The following is an 18,833-nucleotide window of genomic DNA, read 5'->3' on the forward strand; positions in this document are numbered from 1 at the left end:
AACTAAATAACAGGAATGAATAAATCTCAAATCAGAGAAATCTATTTGCAAAAGAGAAAAGCACTGCATGGCCCAGAACAACTTAAAATGGATGATTTGTTGTTGATTCAGTTTCAGCAATTTTCATTTGAGGGCATTGCGACGGTTTTATCCTATTGGCCAATGCCGCATAAGGCAGAACCCAATACCCATTTATTTAATGGATATCTAAGGCATATGATACCCAATTTGCAACTGGCTTATCCTGTAATTAAAGATGAAACTAAAATGGAAGCAATACGCATTAATGAGGATACCGTATATGCTTCCAATGCGTTGGGTATAACAGAGCCTAAAGAAGGAGACAGGATAGAGTTGAAAGACATTGATTTAGTGTTGGTTCCTTTACTTGTTTTTGATCAAGAAGGTTATAGAGTAGGTTTTGGCAAAGGATATTATGATCGGTTTTTAGCTGAAAACTCAGCTCATACTATACTGATGGGCTTTTCTTATTTTGATCCCATCCCTTTGATTAGCGACACCCATGAATTTGATATACCTTTACATATAGGGATTACCCCTAATCGTATTTATGAATTTTAATACCCTATTTCTTAAATCTTTCAGAGTATTGCTATTGCCATTAGCAGCTTTGTATGGATTAATCATTGTCATCAGGAATCGATTGTTTGACAAGCAGATATTAAAATCTGCAGAATTTAATTTCCCCATCATCTGTGTAGGTAATCTTGCAGTAGGAGGAACTGGTAAATCACCTATGGTAGAATACCTTTTGACATTATTGAGTCCGAAATTTAAAATGGCTACTTTAAGCAGGGGATATAAGCGTAGAACAAAGGGATATGCATTAGCTAACGATACAACAACTGCTCTTGAAATTGGGGATGAACCGATGCAGTTTGCACTGAAGTTCCCGAATGTTGCAGTGGCAGTTGGAGAAGAAAGAATTGTAGCAATCCCGCATTTATTACAAGATCATCCGGATTTACAGGGAATCATTTTAGACGACGCTTTTCAGCACCGTACAGTAAAAGCCGGATTTAATATATTGCTTACCGAATACAATAATTTGTATACCAGCGACTTCTTCTTGCCAACAGGTGATTTGAGAGATGAATGGGCTTCAGCCAAACGTGCGCAGGTTATTATTGTTACCAAGTGCCCTTCAGATTTAAATGAATCAGCAAAAGAAGCCATCATTAAAGACTTGATGCCACTTCCTGAACAGCGTGTATATTTCAGTACAATTGAATATGGTATTCCTTATCATATTTGTGATGCCAATATTCAATATGCCATTAATTCTCTAGATGAAGTGATGCTGGTTTGTGGAATTGCTAATCCCAAACCATTAAAAGATTATTTATTGCAAAAGGCTAAGACCTATTATCAGCAGGATTATGCGGACCATCATATTTTTTCAATTGACGATTTAAAAGAGATCAAACAACTGTATGATGAAATTTCGGCTGAGAGAAAGCTGATTGTTACCACAGAGAAAGACGCGGTACGACTAATCAAATTCAAGGAAGAACTGAAGTCGATGCCTTTTTTTGTAATCCCAATCCGACATAGGATTTTATTTGACGAATCCTGGCAACTGAATGATCAGTTGATTAAATTTATCCAACATTTTCCGTTTAAACCCATCACCGCCGAACATGAGCTCGAAAAAGCCTAAATCCAAACAAAAAAGTAAAGCCAAAACGATTACGGTTCATACACCAAAAGGAAGGCTGGAAGTTACCCGTTCTGGAATGGGGTATGTAATTATAGATGATGAAGCCGGTGATGTATTGGTTAAACCCAATGATTTCCTGACAGCCTTGCATGGAGATATTGTGAGGGTTAAAATTATTAAGGAGAATAGCAGAACAGGTAAAAGAGAAGGAAAGATTGTAGAAGTGGTTTCCAGGAAGCAAACGGAATTTATTGGGCATTTACAAGTGTCTGCACATCATGCTTTTTTTGTGCCTGATTCAGATAAGCCCATGCCAGATTTGTATATACCGCTTCAAGCTATAAATGGCGCAAAGCATAAGGATAAAGTTCTGGTTCGATTGGTTCGCTGGGAAAAAGATGATAAAAAACCGGTAGGTGAAGTAGTTAGCATTTTGGAAAATGATAGTCCGAATGATGCCGCTATGAAAGAAATTTTAACCGAAGCAGGATTTCCGATTTCATTTCCCGACGAAGTGATGGAAGAAGCCGGGAGGTTACCGGATATTATTGGTGAAGAGGAAGTTGCCAGGCGAAAAGATTGCAGAAATGTATTAACCTTCACGATTGATCCTGTGGATGCAAAGGATTTTGATGATGCCATTTCTATCAGGAAATTAGGAGACGATAAATACGAGATAGGCGTACATATTGCTGACGTGAGTCATTATGTAACACCTGATACAGCATTGGATGAAGAAGCTTACAAAAGAGCAACATCAGTTTACTTGCCAGACCGTGTGAATCCAATGTTGCCGGAACATATATCCAATCAGCTTTGTTCCTTAAGACCAAATGAAGACAAACTAACTTTCTCTGCCATCTTTCAGATGAATACACAAGGTGAAGTGAAACAATACTGGCTGGGAAGAACAGTCATTCATTCCGATCATCGTTATACTTATGAAGACGTACAGCAAATCATAGAAACCAAGGAGGGGCTTCACAAAGAGGAAATTCTTCTGTTAAATGATATTGCGCAGAAACTAAGGAAGAAACGTTTTAGCAAGGGGGCAATTAATTTTTCTTCTCAGGAAGTCCGGTTTAAACTAGATGAAAAAGGAACTCCCATTGGAATTGTAGTAAAAGAAAGTAAAGAGTCTCATCAACTAATTGAAGAATTGATGTTGCTGGCAAATAGAACAGTAGCAGAGAACATTGCCAAGAAGTCTGTGAACGGGAAACCAATTCCTTTCCCTTACCGTGTGCATGATCAGCCAGATGAAGAAAAGTTGGCACCCTTTATTCAATATGCCAAAAGATATGGTCATGGATTTGATATAAGCAGCCCAATAGCTATTGCACATAGCTTTAATCAAATGCTGAAAGATGCTGCCGGTAAACCGGAACAACATGTGTTGGAACAACTGGGAATCAGAACGATGGCCAAAGCGATTTATACGCCTGAGAATATAGGGCATTACGGATTGGCTTTTGAACACTATTGTCACTTTACATCTCCCATCCGAAGGTATCCCGATGTTTTGGTACATAGGGTACTGCAGTCTGTTTTAGACGATGCTCCAAAAGCAGACAAGAAGATGGCGGAGAAATGCAAACATTCCAGTGAAAGAGAAAGAGCTGCGATGGAATGCGAAAGAGCCGGTAATAAATACAAGCAGGTAGAATTTTTACAGGGCTTTATTGGTGAAAGTTTTGAAGGGGTTGTAAGTGGGGTTACCAGTTTCGGTTTTTTTGTAGAAACAATTGAACACAAATGTGAGGGCTTGGTAAGTATTGTAAGCCTGAGTGATTACGATGATTTCAGATTAGTGGAATCAGAATATAGTTTGGTTGGCAGAAGAAGCGGACGCATATTCAAAATGGGAGATAAAGTAACGGTTCGATTGGTAGCGGCCAATCTGGAAAAGCGTCAATTGGATTTTGAATGGGAATTGGGTTAGTTCAATATTTTTTTTCAACTAAATATAACCCCCGATGCTTACCAACCGCTAGCTAATACATCGGCTAAGTGCATCATCTGAAGGTTTTTGCTTTCGTGTTTAGCGCATCCGTCTATGTGCATAAGGCAACTCATATCTGTACTAATGAGTACAGTGGCTCCGGTATCTGCTGCATTGTTTACTTTCTGACTACCCATGGCAATACTAATAGGCTCAAATTTTACAGCGAATGTACCTCCAAATCCACAACAGGTTTCCACATCGTTCATTTCCTTTAATTCAAGTCCGTTAACACGGCTTAATAGTAAACGAGGCTCCTGTTTAATTTTACATTCTCTTAATGCTGCACAGCTATCATGGTAGGTGGCTGTGGCTTCCAGGCTGGCACCAAAATCGATTTGCTTTAGCACATTTACCAGAAAGTCGGAGAATTCAAAGATTCTGGTTCCTATTTTAGATGCTTGGTTTTTGTAAGCAGAATTTTCAAATAACTGTGGGTAGTAGTTTTTTACAAATCCTACACAGCTTGCACTTGGGGCTACAATGTAATCGGCCCCTTCAAAGTCTTGTAGAAATTTAGTGCAAACTTCCTTGGCTTCTCCATGAAATCCTGCATTGAAAGCAGGTTGTCCGCAACAGGTCTGCGAAGCATTGTAATGTACCGTGCAGCCTGCTTTACGCAGTACTTTTACCATATTGAAAGCTACATTGGGATATAGCTGATCTATAAAGCAGGGGACAAATATTTGAACGTTCATCAAAATTATTTTAGGGATCGATTCAGTTGAATCATTTTCAATGCTGTGATAGCAGATTCTTCTCCTTTATGTCCATGAACTCCTCCAATTCTTTCGAAGGCTTGTTGTTCGTTCAAAACGGTTAAGACCCCGAAAATAACCGGTACGTCAATTTGCAGGTTCAATTGCATAATTCCATCCGTTACGCCCTTGCATACATAGTCGAAATGAGGTGTATCGCCCTGTATTACGGCACCTAAAACAATGTATGCATCAGCTGTGCGTTTAGAGTAGGCATAATGTTGCTTAACACCAAATGGTAATTCAAAAGCGCCGGGTACTACCAGGCTTTTTACAGTAACACCCGCATCTTTCAAAACTTTCTTAGCACCTTTTTCCAAAGCGTTGATGATGGTACTGTTCCATTCTGTTTTAACGATAACAACAAAGGCATCCTCCGGTGCGGGGATGCCTTTGATTAATAAATTATTTCCTTTTGTAGCCATTATTCAGCAAGGTCATTTTTTTCGTTGCTAAGACGATAAATGTATTTATCGGCCTGAAACCCTTTATCTGTTTTAGGAAACTTGTTTTTTATTTCTTTGTACAATTCCAATGCTTCAGCAGTCTTACCAGTAGACTCTAGTAAAAGCGCAGCACGGAATAAGTATTCTGAAGAGTTGTTTTCATCTTCAACAAAAGTGGCGGCTGCTTTTTTGTAAGCTTCTACAGCTTCCTCTTTTTTATTTAATTCAGCATAAGCATCACCTAAACAACCGGTAGCCAATAACTGGATTTGCTTTGCATCTGTTGAAAAATCTTTTAAGTGTTTTACTGCATTTTCAAACTCACCTAGTTTAAGGTAGCTGATACCTGCATAATAATGCGCAAGGTTGGCAGACTTGGTACCTCCAAAATTGCTGATTACATTTAATACCCCCTTGTATTGACCGTCACCATTCAATACGAGTCTGGATGAATCCATTGCAAAGTATTGTTCAGCCTTAAATAAGGCTTCTGCTGCTTTTTCTTCTTTTGGTTTTACTACATATTGCTGGTATGCGAACCAACCACCGCCAATAACCAATACAGCTGCTATTGCCAGTAATAAAGGTTTTTGAATTTTTGAAAAAGTGGTTTCCAGTTTATGTGATGCCTCTTGGGTTACAACTTCAGGCGCTTGTTTTTCGCTCATTCTATTTGATTATTCGGTTTAGTAAATTAGTCAACAATAAAAGGGTAGTTCTGGTCAATGTACACATCTTTCAATACTTCATCATCACTTGGCCATGGACTTTCTTCCGCAAATTTAACAGATTCATCCACCATTGCATTCACTCTGGCATCTATGGCATCCAGTTCAGCCTGTGTAGCAAATCCGTTGTCCAAAATGGTATTCGCAACTTTGGTTATTGGATCCTGGTCTTTGTATTCTTCTACTTCTTCCTTGGATCTGTATTTTTGAGGATCTGATACGGAATGTCCTTTATATCGGTAGGTCTTCATTTCTAAAAGGGTAGGACCATCTCCCTCTCTTGCTCTTTTTACAGCTCTTGCAACTGCATCATGCACAGCTTCCGCAGTCATTCCGTCAACTTTATCTGCAGGCATTTCATATGCATCAGCCAGTTTGTAAATATCAATTACGTTACTGGTTCTTTCAATAGAAGTACCCATTGCATAATTGTTATTCTCACAAATGAAAATCACTGGTAATTTCCAAAGCATAGCCAGGTTAAAGGTTTCGTGTAGCATACCCTGACGAGCAGCACCGTCTCCAAAATAACATAGAACCACATTTTGGGTACCTCTGTATTTTTCAGCGAAGGCCAAACCCGCACCTGTGCCAATTTGTGCCCCCACAATTCCGTGACCTCCAAAGAATTTATGCTCTACACTAAAGAAGTGCATACTTCCTCCTTTTCCTTTAGCACATCCGGTTGCTTTACCGTACAATTCTGCCATACAAGCGTTGGCAGAAACACCCTTGGCAAGAGCAAGGCCATGATCACGATAAGCTGTAATAAATGGGTCATCAGCCTGCGTAGCAGTCATACAACCTGCAGCAATGGCTTCCTGTCCCACGTAAGCATGGAAAAATCCTCGAATTTTTCCTGCCATTTTATACATTTCTTCGGCTTTTAATTCGAACTGACGAATTAATTGCATTAGCTCATACCAATAGAGGTAGGTTTCTTTAGAAAACTTTGTAGACACTTTTCAAAATTTTGATGGCAAATATAGGGGTTATCCTTGATAGTTCCCTACCCAGCGTATTCCCCAACCATATGTTCTTCAGGAGGATATGGAATACGAATAGTGCTGAGGTATTGTTCCTCTAAAATATCAGCAAATGTGGAGAAGTATAGAATAACATCTTCCCTCTGATTTCTCTTCAGCCACCTAAAACCGCCGGGTAATTTATCCAATACAGTTCGGTCGTCTAAGTATTCCAGGTGATGGATATCTGAAGGTGTGAGTCCAATATCCGTAAGTTTTTTAATTAGCAGGTTCACAGGTGTATTGCTAACCGGGCAAAATTCTTCAGCTAGTTCAGTCCACTCCCCAAAGCCTGTATGTGCGTAGGTTAGTATTTCTTCCTTGCTCACATTGGCTACCACCTGCAATAAATTGCCACAGTTGCAGGCTCCATGGTTGCCCCATGCATAAGGGGCACCGTTTGCCAGATGCTTGGCCGTTTGTCTTAACACGTCTACTAAAACCAGATTCGGATGCGCCATATCTTTTTACTTTTCAAATTAACAAGCTTGTCTTAGAAAAAGTTGATTGTAACAGCAAATTAAAACCGGGGTAATTCTCTTAGCAAAATTGTGCAAGGCAATCTAAAAATAGTTGCCGATTTACTCAACATGGCTACCACTCATCCCTAATTTAACAAACATCCTGCAACCTTTTTCTTGTTTATTAGTTAGGTATAAAAAATTAAACAAAAAATTTATGAAAATGCGCATTTTAACCTTGACAATGGTTGCCCTGATGGGATTATTTGGTAGTGTAAGTGCACAGAACACAGTAGTGGATATTGCTGTTGGTTCTAAAGATCACTCCACACTGGTAGCTGCTGTTAAAGCAGCTGATCTAGTAGGTACTTTGCAAAGTGCCGGTCCTTTTACTGTATTTGCACCGGTAAATGCCGCTTTTGATAAATTACCTGCAGGTACAGTGGCTAGCTTATTAAAGCCTGAAAACAAAGCTGCTTTGGCAAAAGTGTTAACCTACCATGTAGTAGCGGGTAACTTAGATGCAGCAGCTGTAATAAAAGCAGTAAAAGATGGTAAAGGAAAAGCAGTAGTAAAAACGGTTGCAGGAAATTCATTAACTGTAACAGTAAAAGACGGAAAGGTAACCCTTACTGATGAAAACGGCGGTGTAGCAACTGTTGTAGCTGCCGATTTAAAAGCGGGTAATGGTGTTGTACACGTTATTGATACTGTGGTATTACCTAAATAAAAAGTAATCCATGAAGATTTTGTGAAGCAAGTTTAGTGAAAGTTTGGTTTATAGGGTAAAAAAAAGAGGCTGTCTATTTAGGCAGCCTCTTTCTGTTTTAATTGCTGGTTGTTTTAACCCTTTTGAAGGGTGCAACAAGCCATGCATATTATGCTATTTCTATTAAGCTTCCAGTAAAAATGGATATCCGTAATGTACTGGGGGATTATAAGTCTCCTTGATGGTTCGGGCGCTTAACCATCTGTAAAGGTTCAATGCACTACCGGCCTTGTCATTGGTTCCAGATGCTCTTGCGCCACCAAATGGCTGTTGACCTACTACGGCTCCTGTTGGCTTATCGTTGATATAGAAATTACCAGCAGCATTTCTCAGCATATTGGTTGCTAGTTCAACAGCCGCTCTGTCCTGTGAAAGAATCGCACCTGTTAATGCATAAGGAGAAGTACTGTCTACCAATTGTAAAGTCTTTTCAAACTGTTCTGCAGGGTATACATAAATGGTTAATACTGGCCCGAAAATTTCTTCACACATAGTAACCGATTTTGGATCCTTGGTTACAATTACAGTAGGCTCAATAAAGTATCCTTTTGTTTTACTGAAATTACCTCCTGCAACAATTTTTACTTTCTTATTCTTCTTCGCGTTAATGATATAACGGGTAATACTGTTGTAGGCTTTTTCGTCTATTACTGCGTTCACAAAATTGGTAAAGTCTTCTACGCTTCCTACTTTCATTGTATTTACAGCAGCTACCAGTTTCTTTAGTATTTCATCAGCAAGGTTGCTTGGGATATATGCTCTGGATGCAGCAGAACATTTCTGTCCCTGGAATTCAAAAGCGCCTCTTGCCAATGCAGTAACCACAGCATCTACATCTGCTGATTTGTGTGCCACTACAAAATCCTTACCACCTGTTTCTCCTACAATTCTTGGGTAGGTTCTGTACATACCCATATTTTCACCAATGGTCTTCCACATATTATTGAACACACCAGTTGAACCTGTAAAGTGTACACCTGCAAAATCTCTGTGAGAGAAACAAACTTTACCAATGGTTGGACCATCTACATAGATTAGATTAATTACTCCATCCGGTAACCCCGCTTCTTTTAAAATGCGCATGAACAATTGTGCAGAATAAATCTGCGTATTGGCAGGCTTCCAAACCACCACGTTACCGCACATGGCAGCTGAAGTAGGTAAGTTGCCTCCGATAGCAGTAAAGTTGAATGGAGTAACAGCCAATACAAATCCTTCCAAAGGACGCCATTCTAGGCGGTTATGCATGCCGGGTGCTGAAATAGGCTGTTGTTTATAAATTTCACTTAAGAAATGTACATTGAAACGTAAGAAGTCAATCAATTCGCAGGTGCTGTCGATTTCTGCCTGAAAAGCATTTTTACTTTGCCCCAGCATAGTGGCCGCAAGCATTTGATAGCGGTATTTGGTAGCTAATAAATCTGCTGCTTTCAAAAAGATATGAGCTCTGTTTTCCCAGCTAAGTGCAGCCCACTTATCTTTTGCTTGTAAAGCAGCTGCTATGGCCTGGTGTGCATGCTTTTCTTCTCCGGCATTAAAATGGCCTAATGTATGAGATAGTTCATGCGGCGGATGAATGGCTACTTTTTTGTCTGTTCTAACTGCTTTACCACCTATGTACATAGGGATATCCAGTTGTTTTTTCTTTGCCTCTGCTAATGCTTTTTTTAAAGCTGCTTTCTCCGCACTTCCTGGTGCAAATTGCTGAACCGGTTCGTTGGCCGGCATCGGGTATGAAAATGTACCAATACTCATAGGTGAAAATTTATAAAGTTTGAGGCCGCAAGTTACGAAGAAAACTCTATTGGGTTTTGGCTACATTTGTGTATGGCTCTAATCCTTTTTGATCCCGCATTTCGTAATTTATTGGCGCCGCTTTCTACAACCAAAGCATTGGCACAATTTCATTTTGGTTTATTGAGTATTCAGGAAAGATGGGAACTCTTGCTGAAGCTGCCCGCTGCAGTTCATACGGCACCTTACTTACAGGCGTTGTATGCCGATACCAATGAAACACAGTTCAAAACTGAATTTCCTGCCTCAGCCACCAATATATGGATTGATGCATCCGTTATTCCGGATGATGCGCTGATTGCACAAATACAATCCCTGAAAAATGGAGATTGCCTTGTGGATGAATTGGGGTTGGTTGCAGGTAAAGTAGCAATTCCTTTCAGCGATTTTAATTCCTCCGATACGGCTGCCTTTTTTATGCAGGCAAATAAACTTGAAAGTGTTCAGCGCATTCGTTTCCCCTGGGAAATCATGCATATTAATGATGCCATGATTCGTAAGGATTTTGAATGGGTTACTGCCGGCCGAAAATCTCAACCTATTCCTGCTTCTGTGAATGCAATAGGAGACGAACATATTTTTATTGAGCCTGGTGCGCGTTTGCAATACTGCACGCTGAATGCCAGCACTGGCCCCATATATATTGGTAAAAAAGCAGAGATTATGGAAGGCTCCAGCATTAGAGGACCTTTCTCAATTGGCTATAATTCAGTGGTTAAAATGAATAGCCGTATTTACGGCGGAACAACTTTAGGGCCCTATTGCATGGGAGGAGGTGAAATTAAAAATGCTGTGATGATGGGGTTCACTAATAAGGCACATGACGGTTACCTTGGGGATGCTGTTATTGGTGAATGGTGTAATATGGGGGCAGGTAGCAGCAATAGCAACCTGAAAAATTCCGCTGGCCCCATCAAAATATACAGTATGGGACTAAATGAATATATTACCGTAGGTCAAAAATGTGGTGTTATCATGGGTGATTATTCCAGAGTAGCCATTAATTCCAGTCTGAATACAGGATCGATGATTGGCGTTAGCTGCAATGTTTTTGGAGAGGGGCTTTTGCCTATTTCCATTCCGCATTTTAGCTTTGGTTTAAAAGGGAAAGTATATCAGATTGAAACTGCCATAAAAGACATCAATAACTGGAAAGGATTGAAGGGTTTAGAAATGTCTACAGAAGAAATAAACGTTCTACAATATATTTATACAAACAACAAGCAATTATGAGAAAGCAAATCGCAGCAGCCAACTGGAAGATGAATCTTACTTTACAACAAGGAGAACAACTCATTAACGACCTATTGGCAAAACCCCATTCATTAAAGGCAAATCAACAGGCTGTTTTTGCAGTACCCGCGCCTTACTTAATGATGGCACAGGAAAAATTGGGAAACAAAGAGAGAGTAGCGGTAGCAGCTCAAAACTGTTATAGCAAAAAAACTGGAGCCTATACTGGTGAAATTTCTGTGGAAATGTTGCAGTCCATCGGAGTGAATTATGTGGTGCTGGGGCATTCGGAGAGAAGAGAATATTTTAATGAGAGCAACCAATTTCTTGCAGAAAAAATTGATATCTGTTTAGCCAATGGGGTTACACCAATATTTTGTTGCGGAGAACCTTTGCAAATTCGTGAAGCAGGTACACAAAATGAATTTGTTGGCACCCAATTAAAAGAGTCACTGTTTCATTTATCTGCTGCTGAAATTATCAAAGTGGTTATAGCCTATGAACCTATTTGGGCCATTGGTACTGGTAAAACAGCCAGCAGTGATCAGGCACAGGAAATGCATGCATTTATTCGTTCAGAATTGGCGCATCAATATGGTAAGGAAACGGCTGATCAGATTTCTATTCTGTACGGAGGTAGTGTAAAAGCCAGCAATGCAGCAGAACTGTTTGCACAGCCTGATGTGGATGGAGGTCTGGTTGGGGGGGCTTCCTTAATTGCGGATGAATTTGTGGCAATTATTAATGCGCTCAAATAAATGAATCCCATCATAATAACCAACCATTCAATTTTATAAATCTATTTGATTCATTTTAGTCCCGATTGCAAACCGTAATCGGGATTTTTATTTTAAGATAAACTGTGCTCTGCTAATGCGGTCATTGATGGCAATACCAACTCCTTCGTTGGGAAAAATTTCTGCAAGAATAATATCAAAGTGTAATCGATCAATTTCTCTTAGCGTCGCAAACAGATTACTAGCGGCTGTTGATAACTGATGGTCAGGTGCTAGTTTAAAATTGGTAGCACCTGTGTATTCAGTATCAAAGCTGATTACAGCTATTTTTTTACCGGCATGATCCTGTAGTAATTGAGGTATATTCCCTATATACAGAGGGGTATGAGGGGCATAATGACTTTTCAATTGACCAGGTGTAGCGGGTTGGTTATCGGCATCCGATTGCGCTATTGTGTGATTGATTTGTGCATTCGTGGCATTTACTACGGTAAGTCCGCTAAATGCGCTGAGGTCATCTGCAGAAATACTTCCCGCTCTATGTAAAATAATTTCCTTGCCAACCACTTCGCAAATCGTCGATTCCAATCCCACTTTGGTATTGCCTCCATCCAAGATATAAGGGATTTTTCCACGGAGTCCGTCCATTACATGGTGGGCATTGGTAGGACTAATATAGCCGGAAGGATTGGCACTGGGTGCGGCCAAGGGGAAATGGAGTCTATTGAGCAGTGACAAGGTCAAAGACTGATCGGGTACTCTAATGGCTACTTTAGGGCTACCTGCCGTTGTGATATCGGGCACAATTTCTTTTTTGGGGAGCAATAGCGTTAAAGGACCTGGCATAAAATGATGAGCCAGCTTCAGGCTCATTGCATCAGCAAATGCATAATCCGTAATCTGATTGGTGTTTGCTAGGTGCAAAATGAGGGGATTAAAACTGGGTCTGTTTTTGGCAGCGTAAATTTTAGCCACAGCTGCTGAATCCAATGCATTCGCTGCCAGTCCATATACGGTTTCTGTGGGGATGGCCACCAATTCCCCAGCTTCTAGTAAAGCGGCAGCTATTTGTATATCATTTCCAATATGGGTATCCATTATTCAGATTTTGATCGGCAATTCTGCTGCAATATAATCGTCTAGTTTTTCAATATGTAAAATCGTGCTAGTGTTATTTTCATTTGGATGAAACATAGGAAGAAATTTAGCCCCATATATAAATTCATCGTAACTATAGGAAGCACGTGAAATTACTGTATTGGAAAAGCTTTCATCAAATCCTTGCACAAATACCAGCATTTCTGCTTGAGCCGCTGCTATATCCTCTTTGGATAACAAATACAATGGACTGTTTTCATTTATCACATGCACCAAGGTCCAATTAGCTGTTAAAGTGTTTGCTTTGGAAATTTCAAGGGGTAAGTCAAAAAATTTATTTTTTAATTGTCCATCTTCTTCCATTCTTAATGCCAAAGTAATTTTTACTTCCACGTTTACTAAATAGTTTTTAGTGTACGGGACCATTCTATACATCAATGCTATCCCATCTTTGTATGGCGCAACCAAAGCGTTTTTGCTATACTTTATAAAGGCTCTTGGCCTTGCAAATCTTCCATACAATAAACCCGTAGCCAGTGCAAAACTCATTAATCCAATTAATGCTTCAAGGGATGCTGTTAAACTTGCAGCAAACCCAATCGGATTAATTCTACCGTATCCAACCGTTGTAAAAGTTTGTGCACTAAAGAAAAATGCTTCCCCCCATTTGTCAGCCTCACTAGAAACAACCATACCTCCCAAATGATCAATTCCTATTGATATGTAAATGCTAGCAAAAATAAAATTGATTAAAAAGAAAAATAGGAGGATTGTAGTTAAAAACTTCCAAATGGGCATTGACAAGAGCGTATGATAGATATTTAATCTCCTCCAGATAGGTAATCCCTTTGTTTCAATATTCGGCATCCCATTTTTCTTGAAAAAACGCCCGCCAATTAACGCTGTATTGGTACCTAAACCCGTTTCCTCGTTTAAACGAGCCCTTTTGTTTAACTTTTTCAATAACATCTTCTGGGTATTCTTAGTTGAAGATAACACATACAAACCTATCTTTGCACCCTTATGAAACATATCAGGAACTTTTGTATTATAGCCCATATTGACCACGGGAAGAGCACATTGGCGGATCGTTTATTGGAACATACCAAAACGGTAGGAGAGCGCGAGATGATGAACCAGGTACTCGATGATATGGATCTGGAGCGCGAAAAAGGCATTACTATCAAGAGTCATGCAATTCAAATTAATTACACACATAAAGGAGAACAATACGTACTAAATTTAATTGATACCCCCGGACACGTAGATTTCAGTTATGAAGTAAGCCGTGCATTGGCGGCCTGTGAAGGGGCTTTGCTGCTGGTAGATGCATCTCAGGGAATTCAGGCACAGACCATTAGTAATTTATATTTAGCCATTGACAATGACCTAGAAATCATCCCTGTTATCAATAAGATTGATATGGACGGAGCCAAGATTCCGGAAGTAACAGACCAAATCATTGATTTGATTGGCTGCAAGCAGGAAGACATTTTATTGGCCAGTGGTAAATCAGGAATTGGTATTGAGGAAATTCTACAAGCCATTTGTGAACGCATACCAGCTCCGGAAGGCAGTGTGGATGCGCCTTTGCAGGCATTGATATTTGACAGCGTATACAATAGTTTTCGCGGTATCATCATTTATTACAGAATCATGAATGGTACCCTACGTAAGGGGGACAAGATTCGTTTTGTTGCTACAGGAAAGGATTATATAGCGGATGAAGTGGGGGTACTCAAATTGAATATGACTCCTAAAGAACAGGTATCTGCAGGTGATGTAGGATATATTATCACTGGAATTAAGAATGCGAAAGAAGTAAAAGTAGGGGATACGCTTACCTTGGCGAATAACCCCGGAGAAATGATCAATGGATTTGAAGAAGTAAAGCCAATGGTATTCGCAGGTATATTCCCGGTGAATACCGATGAGTTTGAAGAGCTGAGAGATTGCATGGATAAGTTGCAATTGAATGATGCCTCCTTGACTTTTGAACTGGAAACCTCACAGGCTTTGGGTTTTGGATTCCGCTGTGGATTCTTGGGACTGCTGCATATGGAAATTATTCAGGAGCGTCTAGAAAGAGAATTCAATCAAACGGTAATTACAACGGTACCCAACGTAAGCTTCACGGCATACACCACCCGTGGAGAAAAAATATTGGTGAACAATCCAGTGGAAATGCCTGATCAGGTGAAGATTGACCGTATTGAAGAGCCTTTTATTAAAGCACAAATCATTACCCTTCCAGATTATATTGGAAATATCATGACATTGTGTTTAGGTAAACGGGGTATTTTGATAAACCAAAGCTATTTAACACCCACACGTGTAGAGTTAATTTTTGAAATGCCGTTAACCGAAATCGTATTTGATTTCTATGATAAATTAAAGAGTTCAACCCGCGGTTATGCATCATTTGATTACAGCCCAATTGATCAGCGTGAAGCAGATATTGTGAAAATGGATATTTTGCTGAATAGTGAAAAAGTAGATGCGTTGAGCGCCTTAATTCACAGAAGCCGTGCGACCGATTTTGGTAGAAAGCTTTGTGAAAAATTAAAAGAATTATTGCCTCGTCAGCAATTCCAGATTGCCATTCAGGCTGCTATTGGTGCTAAAGTGGTAGCTCGAGAAAATATCAGTGCTATTCGCAAAGACGTTACTGCCAAGTGTTATGGTGGTGATATCAGTCGTAAACGAAAGCTATTGGAAAAGCAGAAAGAAGGAAAGAAAAGAATGCGTCAGATTGGAAATGTAGAGATTCCTCAAGAAGCTTTTCTTGCTGTTTTAAAACTCGACTAGTATTTGCACAAACACAGTTTTAACTAGTAGGGCAAAGTCTGTTTGTTAGAAATTGGTTGCTTGCATTAATCGGGCTCCACTGCTTCGTATTCCGGAATATAAACCCAACGACCAAATTCCCATTTAAACCCTTCCACAGTGCCAAATGGAACCAGCGTATGCTTTTTAGACGGCTCATTAGATTCGCTGGCGAGTTTGGCAAATACAATGCGGTTAAGCTTTGCATCGAAATTCAGTTTGGCATTCGCTTGTTTTTTAAACTCTAAACAGAAGCGACTTACAGGTTGCTTAGGTTTAATGATATCATTGGGATAACTGAAAAATTTACCCCCAAACAAAGGATTTCCTTGCTGGTCAAAGTGCAATACTTCTATCCATTTTCGCGTACTTCGGGCATCGTTTTCATCATAGCCCAACAGGGTATAGTATTGCTTGTTGTTGTATTCTTTCTGAATGATATTGTAATACACAGCGCCTATCCAGTTCTGATTGGTTCTTACAGAATCGTAAGGGTTTTCTGTAAAATCAGTGCCATCGTATAAAGGGATTAATTTGAGTGAACCGTCTTTGGTATTCATTTGAATGGCTCCTTTGTAACGATAATAACTAAAGTCCTTCATGAGTTGCCAGGTAATGATTCTGAAACTGCTATCCGGTGCGTAGATCCTAGAAATGGTTTTTAAAGAATCAAATGGATAATGAAAGGAATAGGGCGTCTTTAAAGCCTGTACCAATTGACGGGTAAAAAAACTATCAGCTCTCAGTCGGTCTTCTGTGTCTTCTGCATTTAAAATGGTGTGTGCAAATCCACTCAAATTGGTTTCTGCAGCAGCCAGAATAGCTTTATTGGCCAGTGATTGCGCCAATAAATTTTTATTACTGCAAATCAATACCGTAAAAATAAAAACCGTGAGGATGCGTCTGAAATTCATACAGCAAAATACCAATATTTCATTCCAATAAAAGCTGCAGTTAAAATTTTACCATTTTTTTGCGTTAGCACAAGCCTGGGCAAATTCAAACAAACTGTTAAAGCGAGCGTCTATCATTGGGTCAGGAAATGGAGTTTCTGGATGGGTGGTCGCCAGAAATACGGTATACATACCTGCATTTCTGCCGAATTTCATATCGCTCATTCTGTTCCCCACCATTACAGATTTGCTAAAGTCTATATCTGTAAAATCAGCTTTGGCCTGAAATGCCATACCAGGCTGTGGTTTGCGGTTGGGAGAATCATCTGCCAGATCCGGGCAAAAATAAATCTTACTGATATGGCCGCCAGCATTTTCAATCTGATGCAACATATGTTCATGAATGTCATTCAGGTCTTCTACTGTCATCAGGGCTTTGCCAATACCTTTTTGATTGGTTGTAATAAGTATGCGTCTGAAGGAATGATTTAACATGGCAACTGCTTCGGGTGCCTGCTCATAAAAATGAAACTCAGAAGCGTTCCGTATATAGTCCTCTTTTTTCTCGTGATTCAAAACCCCATCCCTGTCTAAAAACAAGGACCAGTGTGCGTCAATCTGTTCTAATGAAAACATCTTAAGGGAATAAATTGGCTTCCACCAGTTCGCAAATAATATGACCAATCATGATATGACTCTCTTGAATTCGGGGTGTATTCTTAGATGGAATATCCAGCAAGAAATGGGAGAGTTCTCCCAGTTTACCACCACCGTTTCCGGTGAAGCCAACTGTGATGATGTTTTTAAATCTTGCTGTTTCAAAAGCTTTTACAATATTGGGGGAGTTGCCTGAAGTACTCAGCCCAATCAAAATATCACCGCTTTGCATAGTGCCCTCTACCAGTCTGCTGTACACTTCATCATATCCATAGTCGTTGGCCACTGCTGTTAAATACGAGCTATTGCAATGCAATGCATCAGATGGCAATGCCGTTCTGTTTTTATAGAATCTTCCGGAAAACTCAGCCGCTAAATGTTGTGCATCAGCTGCGCTCCCTCCGTTGCCACAGAACTGGACTTTATGGCCAGTTTTAAAAGCATTCGTTACAGCATCTACCACACCCGACACTTGATTCATCAACAAAGGGTTATTCAATACAGTTTGTTTTACTTGTATAGATTCCTGAATTATTGCTTGTATGCGGGTTAATTGGGTATGATTTGACATATATAATTCATTTTACAAGATCAACAATCGAATAAACCAGTTGATCCCATTGGTATTTTTTCTTTCCCTTGCGAAGTTGGTCTAAATAATAGTCTTCGCCCTGCAAATATAATTCTTCAATCCCGGCCGCAATACATTCTGGGTTGGGTTCTGCTACCAAACCACTATTATCGGCCAGAATCATATCGGGCAATGCGCCCACACTGGTAACCAACATGGGTTTTTCAAAGTGATAGGCAAGAGGAGTAACTCCACTTTGTGTTGCATTTCGATAGGGCTGAATTACAAAATCACAGGCATTCAGGTAATATTGCACCTGGTCGGAGGGAATAAAATTTGTGAATGAATAAATATATTCTGTTAGTCCTAATTCAGTTATAAGGTTTTGATAGGTTTCTGCTTCATCATAAAATTCTCCGGCAATCATTAGTTTTACCGGAGGCAGATGATTGGCTTCGTTCTTAAGCTTTACCAATTGCATGGCTTTCAATAAAATATCCAGCCCTTTATACTTTCGTATAAAACCAAAAAACAAAACGATTCTTTCGGTTGCTGGTAACCCCAAATGCGCTCTGGCAGCCTCTTTGGTCATAATAGTACCGAAGTTATCGTACAAAGGGTGGGGGCAGATGGTTGATTTTTTATTGGTAAATGTCAGCAAATCCTGATGCACTTTTTTACTCATGGTAATAAATGCATCCACTGCACCAATAAAATAACGAGTAAACCATTTATCTCCTATACGCTTTTCATGTGGGATGATATTGTCGGCAATACAGACCACTTTAGATACTCCATTCCAGCGAATGATACGCAATATAGTTCCCAGACAGGGCCCCATAAAGGGCAGCCAGAATCGAACCACGATCAAAGGAACTTTTTTTCTCGCAATCATATATCCCATCCAGATCCAATTGAATGGATTGATGGAGTTTATTTTGACATGTATGGTTAAATCGGTTGGCGCCGGATCACTGCTGTATTGTGATTTGCCGGGAAATAAAAAAGAAGGGTATTGCAGTGAGAAAGTATAAATGGTAACAGTATACCCCTGAGCCTGAAATTCTCTGGCCAGTCTTTCATTAAAAGAAGCGATACCACCGCTTCTGAAAGGCCAGGTGGTTCCTATGAGAATCAGCTCTTTCTTCATGGGC

Annotated in this window: 19 protein-coding genes; 7 read left to right on the forward strand and 12 right to left on the reverse strand. The window is 39.8% G+C overall.

Going from position 1 to position 18,833, the window contains the following annotated elements; all coding sequences use genetic code 11:
- The first annotated feature begins 15 nt into the window (after window positions 1-15).
- From TEGAF0_RS02370 to rnr, 3 genes are read left to right on the forward strand one after another with little or no spacing between them, the layout of a single operon-like run.
- Window positions 16-582: a 5-formyltetrahydrofolate cyclo-ligase gene (locus tag TEGAF0_RS02370; protein ID WP_264899748.1), complete on the forward strand. Its 567-nt coding sequence runs from the start codon at window positions 16-18 to the stop codon at window positions 580-582.
- The gene (lpxK, locus tag TEGAF0_RS02375) at window positions 572-1,681 is read left to right on the forward strand and encodes a tetraacyldisaccharide 4'-kinase (RefSeq protein WP_264899749.1); all 1,110 of its coding nucleotides are present in this window, start codon (window positions 572-574) and stop codon (window positions 1,679-1,681) included. The genes TEGAF0_RS02370 and lpxK overlap by 11 nt, the downstream gene beginning before the upstream one ends.
- On the forward strand, window positions 1,662-3,623 hold the full coding sequence (gene rnr, locus TEGAF0_RS02380) for a ribonuclease R (protein ID WP_264899751.1): 1,962 nt from the start codon (window positions 1,662-1,664) through the stop codon (window positions 3,621-3,623). Before lpxK ends, rnr begins: the two co-directional genes overlap by 20 nt.
- A 38-nt stretch (window positions 3,624-3,661) precedes the next feature.
- On the opposite strand, the gene TEGAF0_RS02385 is transcribed toward rnr, so the two are convergent.
- The 5 genes from TEGAF0_RS02385 to TEGAF0_RS02405 are packed head-to-tail and all read right to left on the reverse strand — an operon-like array spanning window position 3,662 to window position 7,101.
- Window positions 3,662-4,381 (reverse strand): (Fe-S)-binding protein, encoded by a 720-nt coding sequence (locus TEGAF0_RS02385; protein ID WP_264899752.1) that lies wholly within the window; start codon window positions 4,379-4,381, stop codon window positions 3,662-3,664.
- A gap of 5 nt (window positions 4,382-4,386) precedes the next feature.
- Window positions 4,387-4,866 (reverse strand): 6,7-dimethyl-8-ribityllumazine synthase, encoded by a 480-nt coding sequence (ribH, locus tag TEGAF0_RS02390; protein ID WP_264899754.1) that lies wholly within the window; start codon window positions 4,864-4,866, stop codon window positions 4,387-4,389.
- Window positions 4,866-5,555, reverse strand: a complete 690-nt coding sequence (locus TEGAF0_RS02395; RefSeq protein WP_264899756.1) for a tetratricopeptide repeat protein — start codon at window positions 5,553-5,555, stop codon at window positions 4,866-4,868. Before TEGAF0_RS02395 ends, ribH begins: the two co-directional genes overlap by 1 nt.
- A gap of 26 nt (window positions 5,556-5,581) precedes the next feature.
- Window positions 5,582-6,577 (reverse strand): pyruvate dehydrogenase (acetyl-transferring) E1 component subunit alpha, encoded by a 996-nt coding sequence (gene pdhA / locus TEGAF0_RS02400; RefSeq protein ID WP_264899758.1) that lies wholly within the window; start codon window positions 6,575-6,577, stop codon window positions 5,582-5,584.
- Between the two features lie 47 nt (window positions 6,578-6,624).
- Window positions 6,625-7,101 (reverse strand): hypothetical protein, encoded by a 477-nt coding sequence (locus TEGAF0_RS02405; protein ID WP_264899760.1) that lies wholly within the window; start codon window positions 7,099-7,101, stop codon window positions 6,625-6,627.
- A 223-nt stretch (window positions 7,102-7,324) separates the two neighbouring features.
- Here TEGAF0_RS02405 and TEGAF0_RS02410 point away from each other — a divergent pair, with 223 nt between their 5' ends.
- Window positions 7,325-7,831, forward strand: a complete 507-nt coding sequence (locus TEGAF0_RS02410) for a fasciclin domain-containing protein (RefSeq protein WP_264899762.1) — start codon at window positions 7,325-7,327, stop codon at window positions 7,829-7,831.
- Between the two features lie 162 nt (window positions 7,832-7,993).
- On the opposite strand, the gene pruA is transcribed toward TEGAF0_RS02410, so the two are convergent.
- Window positions 7,994-9,625: an L-glutamate gamma-semialdehyde dehydrogenase gene (gene pruA / locus TEGAF0_RS02415; protein WP_264899764.1), complete on the reverse strand. Its 1,632-nt coding sequence runs from the start codon at window positions 9,623-9,625 to the stop codon at window positions 7,994-7,996.
- Between the two features lie 72 nt (window positions 9,626-9,697).
- On the opposite strand from pruA, the gene TEGAF0_RS02420 reads away from it, so the two are divergent.
- A complete protein-coding gene (locus TEGAF0_RS02420; RefSeq protein ID WP_264899767.1) occupies window positions 9,698-10,897 on the forward strand; it encodes a putative sugar nucleotidyl transferase in 1,200 nt (399 codons plus the stop codon).
- Complete coding sequence (gene tpiA, locus TEGAF0_RS02425) at window positions 10,894-11,655, forward strand: triose-phosphate isomerase (RefSeq protein ID WP_264899769.1); 762 nt, start codon at window positions 10,894-10,896, stop codon at window positions 11,653-11,655. Before TEGAF0_RS02420 ends, tpiA begins: the two co-directional genes overlap by 4 nt.
- Window positions 11,656-11,742: 87 nt before the next feature.
- On the opposite strand, the gene TEGAF0_RS02430 is transcribed toward tpiA, so the two are convergent.
- Both TEGAF0_RS02430 and TEGAF0_RS02435 read right to left on the reverse strand, forming a co-directional pair.
- On the reverse strand, window positions 11,743-12,732 hold the full coding sequence (locus TEGAF0_RS02430) for an L-threonylcarbamoyladenylate synthase (RefSeq protein ID WP_264899771.1): 990 nt from the start codon (window positions 12,730-12,732) through the stop codon (window positions 11,743-11,745).
- Between the two features lie 3 nt (window positions 12,733-12,735).
- Window positions 12,736-13,764: an ion channel gene (locus TEGAF0_RS02435; RefSeq protein ID WP_264899772.1), complete on the reverse strand. Its 1,029-nt coding sequence runs from the start codon at window positions 13,762-13,764 to the stop codon at window positions 12,736-12,738.
- On the opposite strand from TEGAF0_RS02435, the gene lepA reads away from it, so the two are divergent.
- On the forward strand, window positions 13,756-15,540 hold the full coding sequence (lepA, locus tag TEGAF0_RS02440; protein WP_264899773.1) for a translation elongation factor 4: 1,785 nt from the start codon (window positions 13,756-13,758) through the stop codon (window positions 15,538-15,540). The genes TEGAF0_RS02435 and lepA overlap by 9 nt on opposite strands.
- A 65-nt stretch (window positions 15,541-15,605) precedes the next feature.
- Here lepA and TEGAF0_RS02445 read toward each other — a convergent pair whose 3' ends face one another.
- From TEGAF0_RS02445 to TEGAF0_RS02460, 4 genes are read right to left on the reverse strand one after another with little or no spacing between them, the layout of a single operon-like run.
- Complete coding sequence (locus TEGAF0_RS02445) at window positions 15,606-16,472, reverse strand: hypothetical protein (protein WP_264899774.1); 867 nt, start codon at window positions 16,470-16,472, stop codon at window positions 15,606-15,608.
- Window positions 16,473-16,520: 48 nt separating this feature from the next.
- The gene (locus TEGAF0_RS02450) at window positions 16,521-17,087 is read right to left on the reverse strand and encodes a D-glycero-alpha-D-manno-heptose-1,7-bisphosphate 7-phosphatase (protein WP_264899775.1); all 567 of its coding nucleotides are present in this window, start codon (window positions 17,085-17,087) and stop codon (window positions 16,521-16,523) included.
- A 1-nt stretch (window position 17,088) separates the two neighbouring features.
- Window positions 17,089-17,679 (reverse strand): D-sedoheptulose-7-phosphate isomerase, encoded by a 591-nt coding sequence (locus tag TEGAF0_RS02455; protein WP_264899777.1) that lies wholly within the window; start codon window positions 17,677-17,679, stop codon window positions 17,089-17,091.
- Window positions 17,680-17,686: 7 nt separating this feature from the next.
- On the reverse strand, window positions 17,687-18,829 hold the full coding sequence (locus TEGAF0_RS02460) for a glycosyltransferase (protein ID WP_264899778.1): 1,143 nt from the start codon (window positions 18,827-18,829) through the stop codon (window positions 17,687-17,689).
- Between the last annotated feature and the right edge of the window lie 4 nt (window positions 18,830-18,833).

Source organism: Sediminibacterium sp. TEGAF015 (assembly GCF_025997995.1).
In the GTDB taxonomy this organism is placed as follows: Bacteria; Bacteroidota; Bacteroidia; order Chitinophagales; family Chitinophagaceae; genus Sediminibacterium.